The sequence below is a fragment of the Flavobacterium tibetense genome, assembly GCF_003293845.1.
Lineage (GTDB): Bacteria > Bacteroidota > Bacteroidia > Flavobacteriales > Flavobacteriaceae > Flavobacterium > Flavobacterium tibetense.
Window position 1 is genome coordinate 60609 of record NZ_QLST01000014.1, and the last position, 14171, is coordinate 74779.

Consider the following 14171-nt stretch of genomic DNA (forward strand, 5'->3'; position numbering starts at 1 on the left):
CTGATACAATCAAGAGCTTTTCTAAACAAAAAACTAAACTAAACAACTATTATGATTTCGGTAGTACAACAGTATCGATTACGTGGATTACGCCGTTTTTTTGGTTTACATCAGCGATAGTTACTTTTGAACTATTTCCGTTTTCATCTGTAATATAAACATCTTTTCCTTTCATCCAAGCGGTTAATGTACCACCACTTACGGTTTTGAAACTGTATTTTCCATTTCCTTTTTTGATGGCTGCAACAATATCAGCAGCACTCCATTTTCCAGCGGCTACGTGGTATTTTAAGATCGTTTGTAAAGTGCCTAAATTTTCAGATTTAAGTAGAGTTTCAACGGTTCCAGCTGGTAATTTGGCAAACGCATCATTGGTTGGGGCAAAAACGGTAAATGGACCTTCTGACATTAAAACTTCTACTAAACCTGCAGCTTTTACAGCAGCTACTAAAGTGGTGTGGTCTTTAGAATTAACAGCATTTTCTACAATATTTTTACTTGGATACATAGGAGCGCCTCCTACTTCAACAGTTTTTTCTTTTTTCTGTGCAACGGCATCAGTTGAAAATAACATTCCTAATGATAAAAGAGCGATAGCTACAATTTTGTTGGTTTTCATGATTTTAATTTTTTAAGTTATAATGGCATTTACGACAAGAGTTTTACTTTGGTTTTTAAAAACTAGATTTTTTTATTTAAAAACATTTTGGAATTAAGTTTAATCAACTTTATTTGCCACTGATTACAAAGATTAGCACAGATTAAAAAAAGTAATCCGTGTAAATCCTTTAATCCGTGGCTTTAAAAATAAATCATCTTGGTGACTTCGCGACTTTGCGAGCTAAAAAATTAATTGTACAAATAACTTACTTACTACTAATTTCTTTAGAATTCCCGTTAGAACATTTCAATAAAATTGCTTACTTTTGAAACTTAAAAAAAATACTATGGCAACAATAACTTTGGGAGGAAATCCCGTAAATACAAATGGTGAATTACCAAAAATAGGTTCAAAAGCAACTGATTTTTCAATGATTCAAACTGATTTATCAACGGCTACTTTAGCAACTTTCGCTGGAAATCGTTTAGTTTTAAATATTTTTCCTAGTATTGATACGGGAACTTGTGCTACTTCTGTTAGAACATTCAACGAAAAAGCTAGTCAATTAGCAAACACAAAAGTATTGTGCATTTCTAGAGATTTACCTTTTGCTCAAAAACGTTTTTGTGGTGCTGAAGGTTTAGAAAATGTAATCAATTTATCTGATTTCAATACAGGAAGCTTTGGAAAAAACTACGGTTTAGAAATTGTAGATGGTCCTTTAGCAGGTTTACACTCTAGAGTTGTTATTGTTTTAGATGAAAACGGTACTATTTTACACACCGAACAAGTGAGTGAAATTGCAAACGAACCTAATTACGAAGCCGCTTTAGCCGTACTATAATGAAATTTGAAAAAGACAATTCTTTCTTCACCGGACGTTTTAAAAGTATTGGATTTGCTATAAAAGGCGCATTTAAGTTGGTTACCACCGAACACAGCGTAATGGTGCAATTCAGTATTGCTATTTTGATAACAATCGCTGGGATTTACTTCAATATTACCAAAGAAGAATGGCTGATTCAAACCTTAGCTATTGGTTTGGTTTTAGCCATTGAAGGATTAAATACCGCTGTTGAAAAAGTAGCTGATTTTGTACATCCCGATTTTCACGAAAGAATTGGCTTTATTAAAGATATTGCTGCTGGTGCTGTGTTTTTCGCGGCACTTACAGCTATTGTTATTGGAGCAATAATTTATATTCCCTATTTAGTTTAATTTCGTTATTTTTGTAAATAACAGCATATTCATGGCAAAAAAGAGCAACGAAACCACAGCAAATACGACTACTGAAAAAGTATCAAAATCTTGGAAATTAAACAGGCAGCAAAAGTTCGCAATTGGCGTGCTTTTTGTTTTGTTTGCTGCTACCCTATTGCTTTCTTTTGTTTCTTATTTTATCACAGGTAATTTCGACCAAAGTCACGCTGGAGAATTTCTGGATAGAAACGCCACGGTTGATAATTGGCTTGGGAAATTTGGTGCTTATTTGGCTCATTTTTTCATGTATAGTGGTTTTGGTGTAGCCTCATTCCTATTCATTCGCGTGATTTTTATGATTGGTGCTTATCTGATCTTAGACATGGTATTAGGCAAATTGAAAAAAACCTTATTTTGGGATTTTTACATCATCATTGTACTTTCCATTTTACTAGGATTCTTTTGGGATTTTATTCCACAATTATCAGGAGTAGTTGGTTACGAAATGAACTTATTTGTTCAAGATTATATTGGTAAAATTGGTACTTTATTCACCTTAATTTTTGCTGTAATTCTATTTTTAATTTTCAAAATCAATCTATCACCTGACGGAATTAAAAATTTCTTCGAAAAGTCCAATGCTAAAATTACTGATGAATTTAAATCCGCTGAAAATAATCCGATACCAACTTCAATTGGAACCAATGAAGAAGACGAACTAACTGCAGAAGAAGAGGCAGAATTAGCCAATTTTAGCATCACTGAAACGCATCCAAAAGACGATTTTATTATTCGTGAAGATGAAGAAGCCATTTCAAAAATCGAAATGAAACCTACTTCTACTTTCGAAATTAATAAAGAAGATTTAAAACCAACAATCGCAAACGCTTCTGAATTGAGTTTGGAACCAAAACCAAAAGTGGAAGAAGTTATTCCAATGGCAACAACAAATGCTGTAGAAGAAGAACCAAGTGATTTTGTGGTGGAAAAAATGGTGGAAGAAGAAGTCATGGAAGAGAATTTAGCCGCTCGTTTGGTGCAAGATTTTGGCGAATTTGATCCAACATTAGACTTATCCAATTACCAAATGCCTCCGATTGATTTATTGAAAGAATATACTTCAGGTGGTATTACCATTGACCAAAACGAATTAGAAAACAACAAAAACCGTATTGTTGAAACTTTACGCAATTATAGTATTGGGATTTCCCAAATCAAAGCGACTGTTGGTCCAACTGTTACATTATACGAAATTGTTCCCGATGCAGGAATTCGTATTTCAAAAATCAAAAACTTAGAAGACGATATTGCGCTTTCATTAGCCGCATTAGGTATTCGTATTATTGCGCCAATTCCAGGAAAAGGAACTATTGGTATTGAAGTCCCAAACAACAAACCTACTATGGTGGCAATGAAATCGGTAATTGCATCGCCGAAGTTTCAACAAGCCGAAATGGAACTGCCAATCGCACTTGGAAAGACGATTTCCAATGAAACTTTCGTAGTCGATTTGACTAAAATGCCTCACTTATTGATGGCTGGTGCAACTGGACAAGGAAAGTCGGTAGGATTGAATGCGATTTTGACTTCGCTATTGTACAAAAAACATCCTGCGGAAGTTAAGTTTGTTTTGGTTGACCCAAAGAAAGTAGAATTAACGCTTTTCAATAAAATAGAACGTCATTATTTAGCCAAATTACCTGATGATGGCGATGCAATTATTACGGATAATACCAAAGTAATTCACACCTTGAATTCGTTGTGTATTGAAATGGACAATCGTTATTCGTTGCTGAAAGATGCTATGGTGCGAAACATCAAAGAATACAACGATAAATTCAAACAACGAAAATTAAATCCAGAAAACGGCCATCGTTATCTTCCTTATATTGTATTAGTTGTGGATGAGTTTGCCGACTTAATCATGACAGCAGGAAAAGAAGTAGAAACTCCTATTGCGCGTTTGGCTCAATTGGCTCGTGCTATTGGAATTCACTTGATTATTGCTACGCAACGCCCGTCTGTAAATGTAATTACGGGTATGATTAAAGCCAATTTCCCTGCACGAATTGCCTTCCGTGTAATGTCGAAAATTGACTCCAGAACAATTTTAGATGCTGGTGGTGCAGATCAATTGATTGGTCGAGGTGATTTACTATATACCAATGGAAACGATATGGTTCGTGTTCAATGTGCTTTCGTAGACACACCAGAAGTAGAAAAAATATGTGATTTCATTGGAAGTCAAAAAGCGTATGCAAATGCTTACTTATTACCTGAGTATGTAGGTGAAGAAAGTGGCATGACTCTTGATATTGATATCTCCGAAAGAGATTCGCTTTTCAGAGACGCAGCAGAAGTAATTGTAACTGCCCAACAAGGAAGTGCCTCTTTAATTCAGCGTAAGCTTAAATTAGGTTACAACCGAGCTGGTCGAATTATTGACCAATTAGAAGCCGCTGGAATTGTAGGACCATTTGAAGGAAGTAAAGCTAGATCTGTATTAATCCCTGATTTGAGCTCTTTAGAACAATTTTTAAACAACGAACAAAATAATTAAACCTATATCATGAATTTTTTTAAATCTATAGTATTAGCCTTATTTATTGGGATATTTTCTACACAAGCGCAAGATGCTCAAAAAGCAAAAGCACTATTGGATGAAGTATCTGCCAAAATTAAATCGTACGACAATATTACTATTGAATTCAAATATGCATTGAATAATCCAAAGGAAAACATCAATCAAGAAAGTAAAGGAAATGTTACTTTGAAAGGCAATTTGTACCACTTAAATTTCATGGGAGTAACCAAAATTTTTGACGGTAAAAAAGTCTACACCATTGTTCCTGAAGATGAAGAAATTTCTATTTCTAAATTTGACGATAGCGATAAAGACGCTGTTACACCTAACAAGATGTTGACATTTTTCAACTCTGGATTCAAATATTCTTGGGATATTGTTCAGAATGTAAAAGGTCGCAAAATTCAATATGTGAAATTAGTTCCTATTAGTAGTAAAGACCAACGCAAGGAAGTTTTAATTGGTATTGATGTGCAAACCAAACACATTTACAATCTGATTGAAATTGGGAAAAACGGAACAAGAACTACATTAACTGTTAATTCTTTTAAAACAGACCAACCTTTGTCAAAAAATCATTTTACCTTTACCGAATCAAAATATCCTAATTATTACATCAATCGATTAGATTAAGAAAGGTGAAAATCTTAGACAAATATATTATCAAATCCTTTATGATTACATTTACTTCGGTATTTGTAATCCTTTTTTTTATATTCGTTTTACAAGGAATTTGGCTTTTCATTTCTGAATTGGCAGGAAAGGATTTAGATACTTTTACTATTCTTAAGTTTCTTTCTTTTTATGCACCAACTATAGTTCCAATGGTTTTACCGCTCTCGGTATTATTGGCATCCATCATGACTTTTGGTAGTTTTGCTGAAAATTATGAGTTTGCCGCTATGAAATCATCTGGAATTTCGTTGCAACGCGCTATGAAAATGTTGACCATTAGTATTGGACTATTGGCACTAGTTTCCTTTTTCTTTGCCAATAATGTTATACCAAGAGCACAATACAAATTTATCAACTTAAGAAAAACTATTGTCCAACAAAAGCCAGCCATGGCCATTACGGAAGGACAATTTAATACTATTGGCAACTCCAATATCAAAGTAGATAAAAAGTCAGGTGATAATGGCGAGTTTTTGGAAGGTGTTGTGATGCACGTAAAAAACACTAATGCCGGACTGGGAGCTAATACAGTTATCAAAGCCAAAAATGGAATTCTAAGAAGTAACGAAAATAGTAATTACCTTCAATTAGAACTTCTAGACGGAAATTATTACGAAAGCATTTTACCCAGTTCATACGAAGATCGCTTAAGAAGGCCATTTGCTAAAAGTAGTTTCGAACGTTATATCATTAATATTGATTTAACAAAACTCAACAAAATGGAAAACTCCGATGATGATGTGACATCTGAAAAAATGTTGACCATAGGAGAATTAAACTATACCTTAGATTCGCTAAATATAAATTATAACAAAGATGTTGTTTCTTTTGCGGAAAACATTTCTGTAAGAAGCGATTGGGTAAAAAGCACCGAAAATTTGTCGCTACCAATTGAAAATAAAACAACTGATTTGTTAAGTATTTTCAATTATACAGAAAAAGCACAACTTTTTGAAATTGTAAAAAACAACCTATCAAGTACCGAATTCACTGTAATGAACGCACAAAGTGATTTGGAATTCAAGAAGAAAAACATCAACTCGCATTGGATTGTTTATTATGAAAAATTCATGATTGCATATTCTTGTTTATTGATGTTCTTTATTGGAGCGCCATTAGGAGCCATAATTAGAAAAGGCGGCGTTGGTTTGCCAATGGTATTTGCAGTAATTATCTTTATTACCTTTCACTTCATCAATACTTTTGGAAGAAAACTAGCCCAAGAAGACGGTATTCATCCCTTTTTAGGTGTTTGGATGGCATCACTTTTATTGACTCCATTTGCTATAATGCTAACGTATAGAGCTACCAATGATATTGGATTGATGATCAGTTTTGATTGGATTACGGAGCCAATTAAAAAAATATTTGGAAAATATTTAAACAACAATAACAACTAAATACCATGTCAAAAGAAATACAACTCAACACTATTGAAGAAGCCATTGAAGACATTCGTCAAGGGAAAGTCATTATAGTAGTTGATGATGAAGACAGAGAAAATGAAGGCGATTTCTTAGCCGCAGCTGAAAAAGTAACTCCAGAAATGATTAATTTCATGGCAACTCACGGTCGCGGTTTAATTTGTACTCCACTAACTGAGTCGCGTTGTAAGGAATTGGATTTACATGCCATGGTAACCAATAACACCGACCACATGGAAACGGCTTTTACCGTTTCTGTTGACTTAAAAGGAAATGGCGTTACCACAGGAATTTCTGCTGCTGACCGTGCCAAAACCATAGAAGCGTTAATTGATCCCAATACCAAACCCTTTGACTTGGCTCGCCCTGGACATATTTTCCCGTTAATTGCCAAACAAGGTGGTGTTTTGAGAAGAACTGGACATACGGAAGCAGCGATTGACTTTGCTCGTTTAGCAGGTTTTAAACCAGCCGGAGTAATTGTCGAAATTATGAATGAAGATGGTTCAATGGCACGATTACCGCAATTGGTAGCCGTTGCTAAAAAATTCGATTTGAAATTGGTTTCTATTGAAGATTTGGTAGCTTACAGAATGCAACACGATAGCTTAATCAAAAAGAAAGAAGATTTTGATATAGAAACACGTTTTGGAACTTTCCGTATGCGCGCTTATTTACAAACTACCAATAAACAAGTCCATTTGGCATTAACCAAAGGAACTTGGAGCGATGGCGAAGAAATTTTAACCCGAATTAATTCTACGCAAGTGAACAATGATATTTTAGGAACCTTAACCAATGATGCTGACAAACGTTTGGACTCGATGTTCAAAAAAATCAATGCGGAAGGAAAAGGCGCAATTATTTTCATTAACCAAGAAGTAAAATCGTTAGAATTACTTTCTCGTTTAGCCGAATTAAAAACATTGCAAGAGCAAGGCATTACCAAAGCACCGCAAGTAAAAATGGATGCCAAAGATTTTGGAATTGGAGCCCAAATTCTTCATGATTTAGACATTTCAAAATTAAAATTACTTTCCAATAATGCCGAACCAACCAAACGCGTAGGAATGATTGGCTATGGATTAGAAATTACAGAATACGTTACTTTTTAACCAAAAGAAAAAAACACAAAACGAACTCTCAAGAACCCCTTGGGAGTTTTTTTATTGAAATTTACTAAAAGAACCAAAGTTTGATGGAAAGTGCCAAAATGGTAACCATCATGAAAATTCGAATGACTTTATCGTCTTTTTTAACGGACCATCTACTAGAAAACCAAGCTCCTAATGCGTTGCCAATAGTTAATATAAAAGCCAATCGGTAGTTGATTTTATTTTCCAATGCAAAAATTACGATGGCACCAATAGTATAAATCGCCACTACAAAAACTTTGGTCACATTGGATTGTAATAAACTTAGTCCATTGACATAAGGCAAAATCAAGAGCATAAAAAAGCCTATTCCTGCATTGATGAATCCACCATAAATTCCTAGGAAGAAGAAAATTACTATTGCTTTGTATAACGGAGCACCTGTAAGTTTCGGTTGTAAATTTTTAAAATCGGTTTGTTTGTTAAACAACATAAAAACCAACATGGTAAGCATGATTCCTGCCAAAATGCGATTGAATAGAACATCATCTACGTTGATGGCCAGCTTAGCTCCTATTAAGGATCCTAACAATGCAGAAACGCCCAAATACAAACTAAACGGATACATGGAAGCACCTTGACTTTTAAAGCCTCTAACAGCAGTTACCGTTTGAACAAAAATGGCAATTCTATTGGTTCCATTGGCTACTGGAGCGGGCAACCCCATAAAAATTAGAGCAGGTAAAGTAAACAAAGTACCGCCACCAGCCACGGTATTAATAAATCCAGCTAAAAAACCTACGGGAATTAGCAATAAACATTCTAAAAACAAATCCATACTTGCAATTGAGCTGCAAAAGTATTCAAAAGATTTTAGGTTTGCTATATTTTTTAAAAAGCCTAAATACTGAAATTCAAAACATTAAAATTAACCGCATCATTTTTTTATTTTTTTCTTCAAAAAACGTTTGCAGAAATAAAAAATCGTTCTATATTTGCACTCGCAATACGGAAGTAGCGCGCGACTTATTGGAGAAATGGCAGAGTGGTCGAATGCGGCAGTCTTGAAAACTGTTGACTGTAACAGGTCCGGGGGTTCGAATCCCTCTTTCTCCGCAAAAACCCTCATAATCATCTGATTTTGAGGGTTTTGTTTTTTAAGGTGTAAATTTAGGTGTAAGTGCTTTGCTTTTTATCATCTTAATTTAACATAGATTTATCTTTGGAAACATTCTTACAGTTCTATCCGTTATTTATTTCCACAGTCGCAATTTTCAATCCAATTAGGTATATAGAAATTAAAATAGTCTTTAGTTGTTTGATAAGATTGTATAAAATCAAAATCTAAATAGTTCTTATATAATTCACGATATGAAGATGGAAATCCTTTATACATATTTTTTGTGTGAACTGTATTATCCCTTAAGTCCTTTAATTTTAATAGAAAATCATATTTGTTTTGAAATTCCTTAACAAATGATTTTTCCATAATTTTTGGAACAGCTTTTTTTAATTTTGTTATAAAGTCTATTGACTTTTGAGCATCATCCTTTCCATACTTTTCTTTTTTATATTCAAATTCAAAATCATCTGGTATTAAGCTATTATTGAATGCTTCGATTGAAGTAAATAAGTTTATAATGTAATCAGATGATAATTGAAAAAAATTAAAAAATATGTGTGATAAATCGTGAATACTATGTTCAGAGGCTTTGAATTGAAGAATTGTATCTCTTAATTCAAGTATTTCAATTAATTTACTTTCAGCATTTGTAAAGTATAAAATTGAAGGTTCTGGTTCTGGTATTAAAATTGGTTTATGATTATGTAAATAGACAAAACCTCCAATCACAGTATTATCTTCTAATTGTATATAACCTTTTGTATATTCAGTATAATCAATATTTTGATAATTAGGTTTTTCTTCGTTTTCATTCAAACTATTAATTGAAAAATCTAATTTCACATTTCCAACAAATTTCCTTTTCGTATGATGACTCATATTTTCTTCATTTTTTTATGCTTGTTACTAACGGTTGATGTATGAAAGGTAGCTTGTAAAAAGATAATACATTTTCGGTTAAACACCGAGCCAAATTTTTACCTTTTGTTTTTATTTTATTCTTTAGTTTCTATATTTTTCAATGCTTCATTTGCCATTATGCTTAATTCAAACGAGTTCAATACTTTATAATCTCCATAATTTAGACTTGAGTTCAAAACAAAATAAGATAAATGACTATAGTATTTTGATAAAATTTTCAAATCGTCACTATTCTTTCTGTCAAGATGCCATTTATGTTCTAAATTCCCATTTTGATTAGTATGATAACTTTCACTAATTGGTATAAAATTTCTATGAGAAAATTGTGAATATAATTGATAAACATCTCTTGTTAAAGTCGCAAGTTTTTCGTCTTTTTTCTTTAGCCAATCTCTGTAAGTTTTATGAGGTATAAATTCATTGTTATACCATTTCTCTAATAGTTTTCCATCATCTGATTTGTTCAGTAGTTCCAATAAGTGCATACTTTCCAATACGTCTCTAAAAACCCTTCCAGAAATCCGTATATTCCCTTTTTTTAGTTCAGATAGGCAATCAAAAAGGGAACAACTCATGTCATTCAGAATTAACCAATTTGCCTTTTTCAATTCTTTTGATTTAGCATTAAATTTATCGTTTTGTGTTTTTGATAGATTAATTACTACGGTTAGAAAATCTTCACATTCCTTGTCGAAAAAGTCAAGTTCTTCAGTTGAATATCCAGTTGTAAATGCTTTAATAGAGTCTTTGTTCCATAATTCACTTTTCATTCATTCTATTGGTTTTTTTATATTATTAGCAAGTTTTTTATATTTTCAATTTTTATCGACAGAAGTAAACAATTTACCTTCTTTTCTAGAAAGATTCCATCTTATATATTTATCATGTTCGTATATTAATGTATAAAGCTTAATAGAAGTACCTTCAATTAATTTTTCAATAGCAGGTAAATAATCCCTAGGAAAATCTAATCCTATATGAATTGCTTTAAGGGATTGACCATAAGACAAAAACAAATTTTCTGTACAATTTAGAAATAACAAACGTTTTTCATCTTCTTTTTCCCAAAAATGAGACTTATGAAAGACGACATCGTGGCTTAATATTGATGAATAATTATTAATATTTTCTTCTATAGAAAGTATATTATTCCAATTAATCCAAGGTTTTCCCTCTTTTCTAGTATTATAATTAACTTCTTTTAATAGAATATCAACATTAGGAAACTTCCTCTTTGCTTCAATCGTTAATAAGTCTTCATCAAATTCGAGACATACTCCTTTTTGATTATCTGCATAATGCGACCACATCATTTCATTATCCCAACCTTTTTGCTTTGCGCCTGAAAAGCAAATAATTTGAAATCGTTCTTTTATCATTTGACCGAACTTATATTGACAATTAATATGGGTTTTATCACTATAGTATTCAGGAAATAGCTTTTCCAATGGAAGGTTTATACTACCCATTGTCCAAGGAGTTGATTCTCTCGGGTCATTCATATTACTAAAACTATTTGATTTCAATGTTTTTGTTGGAAGTATGTAATCAATTAGTGTCGTAAGTTTGGTATAATGATAAATTGCCATATAAAATAATTAAAGTATATAATCCGAAAATAAAATTAAGTTTGTTAGTTTAGTTTTCCAAAGTAAAAGTTTTACCACTTCCCCAAAACACTTTACTTCCCATAATTGTTTTTAAAATTCGGGTTAGGTGCATTTTACAACCATTCTAAACGTATTGGATTGTTATATTTTTCGGAATCAATTTTACTATTACATTCTTTAATAATTTCAATTTCCTTTTTAACTTTTTCAATTAAATAATCGGCTGTTTTTGGTTCGATTAAAAGTTTAATAATGTCATTGGGTTTTAAGTTTGGATTGAAATTGTACCAATTATTGGAAAAAACGGTCAAATTGACCACCACTTTCCAGTCTAAATTGACCACCGATTTCGGTGCAAACTGACCACCTAATTCCAGTCCAAATTGACCACCTAAAATTTAGGATAAATTAGACATTAAAAACAGTTACTTTTTTTCATGTTGTTAGCCCATACATTCGTACAAAAAATACGGATTATGGCAAACAAAGTAACAGACATGAGTAAGATTAGAAAAGTAATTAAATTTCACTGTAGTGGTAAGAGTAAATTGTTTATTAGCATTTACTTATCACTTTCAAGAAATACGGTAAAGAAATATATTTCTTTATTTGAACTTCTAGGCTTAAGTTTTGAAGCTATTGATGCCAAAACAGATGCCGAACTTGAAGTTTTATTTTCACAGAATACTGTTGAAAGCATAGATCCTAGACTACAAAAGCTTCATGATTTTTTTCCACAAATGGAACGCGAACTCAAGAAAGTTGGTGTTACCGTCCAGCACATGTGGGAGCGATATATTGCTATACACCCTGATGGTTTTAAGAGTTCTCAATTTAGACATCACTTTAAAATATGGGGTAAACGCGTTAATCCAGTAATGCACATGAATCACAAAGCAGGTGATAAAATGTATGTGGATTATGCTGGAAAAACACTTTCTATTGTTGATAAAGATACAGGAGAGATTAAAGAAGTTCAGTTTTTTGTTGCCATACTAGGCGCAAGTCAACACACGTATGCAGAAGCTTCAATGAGTCAACAAAAAGAAGATTTTGTGACTTCGGTAGAGAATGCTATGCGTTTTTTTGAAGGTGTTCCTGCGGCAATTGTTCCCGATAATCTAAAGTCAGCCGTAATTAAGAGTAGTCGTTTTGAACCTACAATTAATGAAACCTTAGCCGATTTAGCAGAGCATTACGAAACTACCATATTACCTGCAAGAGCTTACAAACCAAGAGATAAATCATTGGTAGAAGGAGCTGTAAAAATCTTGTATCGAAGAATTTATGTACATCTAAAACAAAAACAGTTCTATAGTTTGGAAGAATTAAATCAACAAATATGGGATTTATTAGATGTTCATAATCACAAAAAGCTCACAGGAAGACCGTATTCTCGCTATGAATTATTTATAGAAGATGAGAAGCAAAAACTACGTCCATTACCTCAAGAACGTTTTGAAATCAAGTACCAATCCTTCGCTACAGTAATGCAGAACGGTCATGCATTATTAAGTCAAGACAAGAGTTATTACAGTGTTCCGTACCAATACGTGAGAAAAAAAGTAAAACTTTTGTATACCAAAACTTCGGTTGAAATCTTCTACAAATACAACCGAATCGCTATTCATCCCAGAAATTACAAACCTTACCATTACACAACTATTGCTGAACATTTAGCTAGCACGCATCAGTTTGTTGCTGATTGGAGTGCTAGTCGTTTTATTGATTGGGCAAACAGTATTGACCAAGCTGTAGCGGATTATATTATCCAAATTATCGAAAGTAGAAATCATCCAGAGCAAGCATATAAAAGTTGTTTAGGAATACTAAACTTTGAGAAGAAAGTAGGAAAACAACGATTAATCAACGCTTGTAAACGTGCACTCGATTTTAGGATTTACAGTTTTAAAGCCATCCAAAACATTTTAGAAAACAACTTAGACAACGCTGAGAATGAGCAAGAAGAAGAATTTGAATTACCAAATCACAACAACATCAGAGGAAAAAACTATTACAAATAAATTAAAATCAAATACTTATGAATGAAATCACCACAACCAAAATGAAACAAATGAAGCTTTATGGCATGCATAACGCTTTTAAAACCGCTATTGAAAGTGGAAAAACAGATCATTACACGCTAGACCAATTTATCGCAATGCTCATTGATGCTGAATGGGATGAAAGACACAATCGTCGCATTGAAAGAAGTATTAAAAACGCTCGATTCCATTACAAATCTAATATTGAAAATATCAATTTTGATGCTTCACGCAATCTGGATAGAAACGTGGTGTTGAGATTAGCTGCATGCGATTTTGTTGAGAAAAATCAGAATGTATTAATCACAGGAAGTACAGGAGTAGGTAAAAGTTTTTTAGGAACCGCATTAGGTTATCAAGCTTGCATCCAAGGATATAAAGTCAGTTATTATAACACATCTAAGTTATTCGCTAAGTTAAAAATGGCTAAAGCCGATGGTTCTTATCTGAGAGAATTAGCCAAAATAGAACGACAAGACGTCATTATATTAGACGATTTTGGACTTCAAGCGTTAGATAGTCAAAACCGAATTACACTTTTGGAAATCATTGAAGATAGACACAATAATGGTTCTATAATCGTAACTTCTCAAATACCAGTACAAGGTTGGTACGATATAATCGGAGAAAAAACCATAGCTGATGCCATTTTAGACCGACTCATACATCAATCCCATCGCATTGAATTACTAGGCGAATCCATGAGAAAGAAAAGAGGAATTAACAAAGAGTAATTTTAGTATATTTGAATCACAAATTAACACAAGAAAAAATGTAGTTTTTAATGAAAAATGGAGGTGGTCATTTTGCTCCGAAATTAGGTGGTCATTTTGAATTGGAATCAGGTGGTCACTTTAAATTGGAATTGGGTGGTCAATATCACTGGAATTTGCA

The 14171-nt window shown here is 32.9% G+C and carries 14 protein-coding genes and 1 tRNA gene; 9 read left to right on the top strand and 6 right to left on the bottom strand.

The window, feature by feature from the left end; genetic code table 11:
* Nucleotides 1–49 precede the first annotated feature (49 nt).
* The gene (locus DPN68_RS10970; RefSeq protein ID WP_113989696.1) at nucleotides 50–619 is read right to left on the bottom strand and encodes a fasciclin domain-containing protein; all 570 of its coding nucleotides are present in this window, start codon (nucleotides 617–619) and stop codon (nucleotides 50–52) included.
* Nucleotides 620–947: 328 nt separating this feature from the next.
* Here DPN68_RS10970 and tpx point away from each other — a divergent pair, with 328 nt between their 5' ends.
* Genes tpx through ribB form a run of 6 tightly spaced genes read left to right on the top strand, consistent with a single transcriptional unit; the run spans nucleotide 948 to nucleotide 7599 of the window.
* Nucleotides 948–1445 (top strand): thiol peroxidase, encoded by a 498-nt coding sequence (gene tpx / locus DPN68_RS10975; RefSeq protein ID WP_113989697.1) that lies wholly within the window; start codon nucleotides 948–950, stop codon nucleotides 1443–1445.
* The gene (locus tag DPN68_RS10980) at nucleotides 1445–1819 is read left to right on the top strand and encodes a diacylglycerol kinase family protein (RefSeq protein WP_113989698.1); all 375 of its coding nucleotides are present in this window, start codon (nucleotides 1445–1447) and stop codon (nucleotides 1817–1819) included. Before tpx ends, DPN68_RS10980 begins: the two co-directional genes overlap by 1 nt.
* A gap of 31 nt (nucleotides 1820–1850) precedes the next feature.
* Nucleotides 1851–4361 (top strand): DNA translocase FtsK, encoded by a 2511-nt coding sequence (locus tag DPN68_RS10985; RefSeq protein WP_113989699.1) that lies wholly within the window; start codon nucleotides 1851–1853, stop codon nucleotides 4359–4361.
* 9 nt (nucleotides 4362–4370) lie between these two features.
* Nucleotides 4371–5018, top strand: coding sequence for a LolA family protein (locus DPN68_RS10990; protein ID WP_113989700.1), 648 nt, complete (start codon nucleotides 4371–4373; stop codon nucleotides 5016–5018).
* 5 nt (nucleotides 5019–5023) lie between these two features.
* The gene (locus tag DPN68_RS10995) at nucleotides 5024–6460 is read left to right on the top strand and encodes an LptF/LptG family permease (RefSeq protein ID WP_113989701.1); all 1437 of its coding nucleotides are present in this window, start codon (nucleotides 5024–5026) and stop codon (nucleotides 6458–6460) included.
* Between the two features lie 5 nt (nucleotides 6461–6465).
* Nucleotides 6466–7599 carry a 3,4-dihydroxy-2-butanone-4-phosphate synthase gene (gene ribB / locus DPN68_RS11000; RefSeq protein ID WP_113989702.1) on the top strand — a complete coding sequence of 378 codons (1134 nt, stop codon included), beginning with the start codon at nucleotides 6466–6468 and terminating at the stop codon, nucleotides 7597–7599.
* A 64-nt stretch (nucleotides 7600–7663) separates the two neighbouring features.
* Here the strand turns inward: ribB and DPN68_RS11005 are convergent, their stop codons facing one another.
* On the bottom strand, nucleotides 7664–8416 hold the full coding sequence (locus DPN68_RS11005; protein WP_113989703.1) for a sulfite exporter TauE/SafE family protein: 753 nt from the start codon (nucleotides 8414–8416) through the stop codon (nucleotides 7664–7666).
* 193 nt (nucleotides 8417–8609) lie between these two features.
* On the opposite strand from DPN68_RS11005, the gene DPN68_RS11010 reads away from it, so the two are divergent.
* A tRNA-Ser gene (locus DPN68_RS11010) sits at nucleotides 8610–8694 on the top strand.
* 133 nt (nucleotides 8695–8827) lie between these two features.
* Here DPN68_RS11010 and DPN68_RS11015 read toward each other — a convergent pair.
* From DPN68_RS11015 to DPN68_RS11030, 4 genes are all read right to left on the bottom strand, one after another.
* Nucleotides 8828–9580, bottom strand: coding sequence for a hypothetical protein (locus tag DPN68_RS11015; RefSeq protein ID WP_113989704.1), 753 nt, complete (start codon nucleotides 9578–9580; stop codon nucleotides 8828–8830).
* A gap of 116 nt (nucleotides 9581–9696) precedes the next feature.
* Nucleotides 9697–10392 (bottom strand): hypothetical protein, encoded by a 696-nt coding sequence (locus DPN68_RS11020; protein WP_113989705.1) that lies wholly within the window; start codon nucleotides 10390–10392, stop codon nucleotides 9697–9699.
* 45 nt (nucleotides 10393–10437) lie between these two features.
* The gene (locus DPN68_RS11025; protein WP_113989706.1) at nucleotides 10438–11211 is read right to left on the bottom strand and encodes a DUF2971 domain-containing protein; all 774 of its coding nucleotides are present in this window, start codon (nucleotides 11209–11211) and stop codon (nucleotides 10438–10440) included.
* A 134-nt stretch (nucleotides 11212–11345) separates the two neighbouring features.
* The gene (locus DPN68_RS11030) at nucleotides 11346–11576 is read right to left on the bottom strand and encodes a hypothetical protein (protein ID WP_113989707.1); all 231 of its coding nucleotides are present in this window, start codon (nucleotides 11574–11576) and stop codon (nucleotides 11346–11348) included.
* A gap of 132 nt (nucleotides 11577–11708) precedes the next feature.
* Here DPN68_RS11030 and istA point away from each other — a divergent pair, with 132 nt between their 5' ends.
* On the top strand, nucleotides 11709–13256 hold the full coding sequence (gene istA, locus DPN68_RS11035; protein WP_113988360.1) for an IS21 family transposase: 1548 nt from the start codon (nucleotides 11709–11711) through the stop codon (nucleotides 13254–13256).
* A gap of 17 nt (nucleotides 13257–13273) precedes the next feature.
* The gene (istB, locus tag DPN68_RS11040; protein ID WP_113988361.1) at nucleotides 13274–14011 is read left to right on the top strand and encodes an IS21-like element helper ATPase IstB; all 738 of its coding nucleotides are present in this window, start codon (nucleotides 13274–13276) and stop codon (nucleotides 14009–14011) included.
* Nucleotides 14012–14171 lie beyond the last annotated feature (160 nt).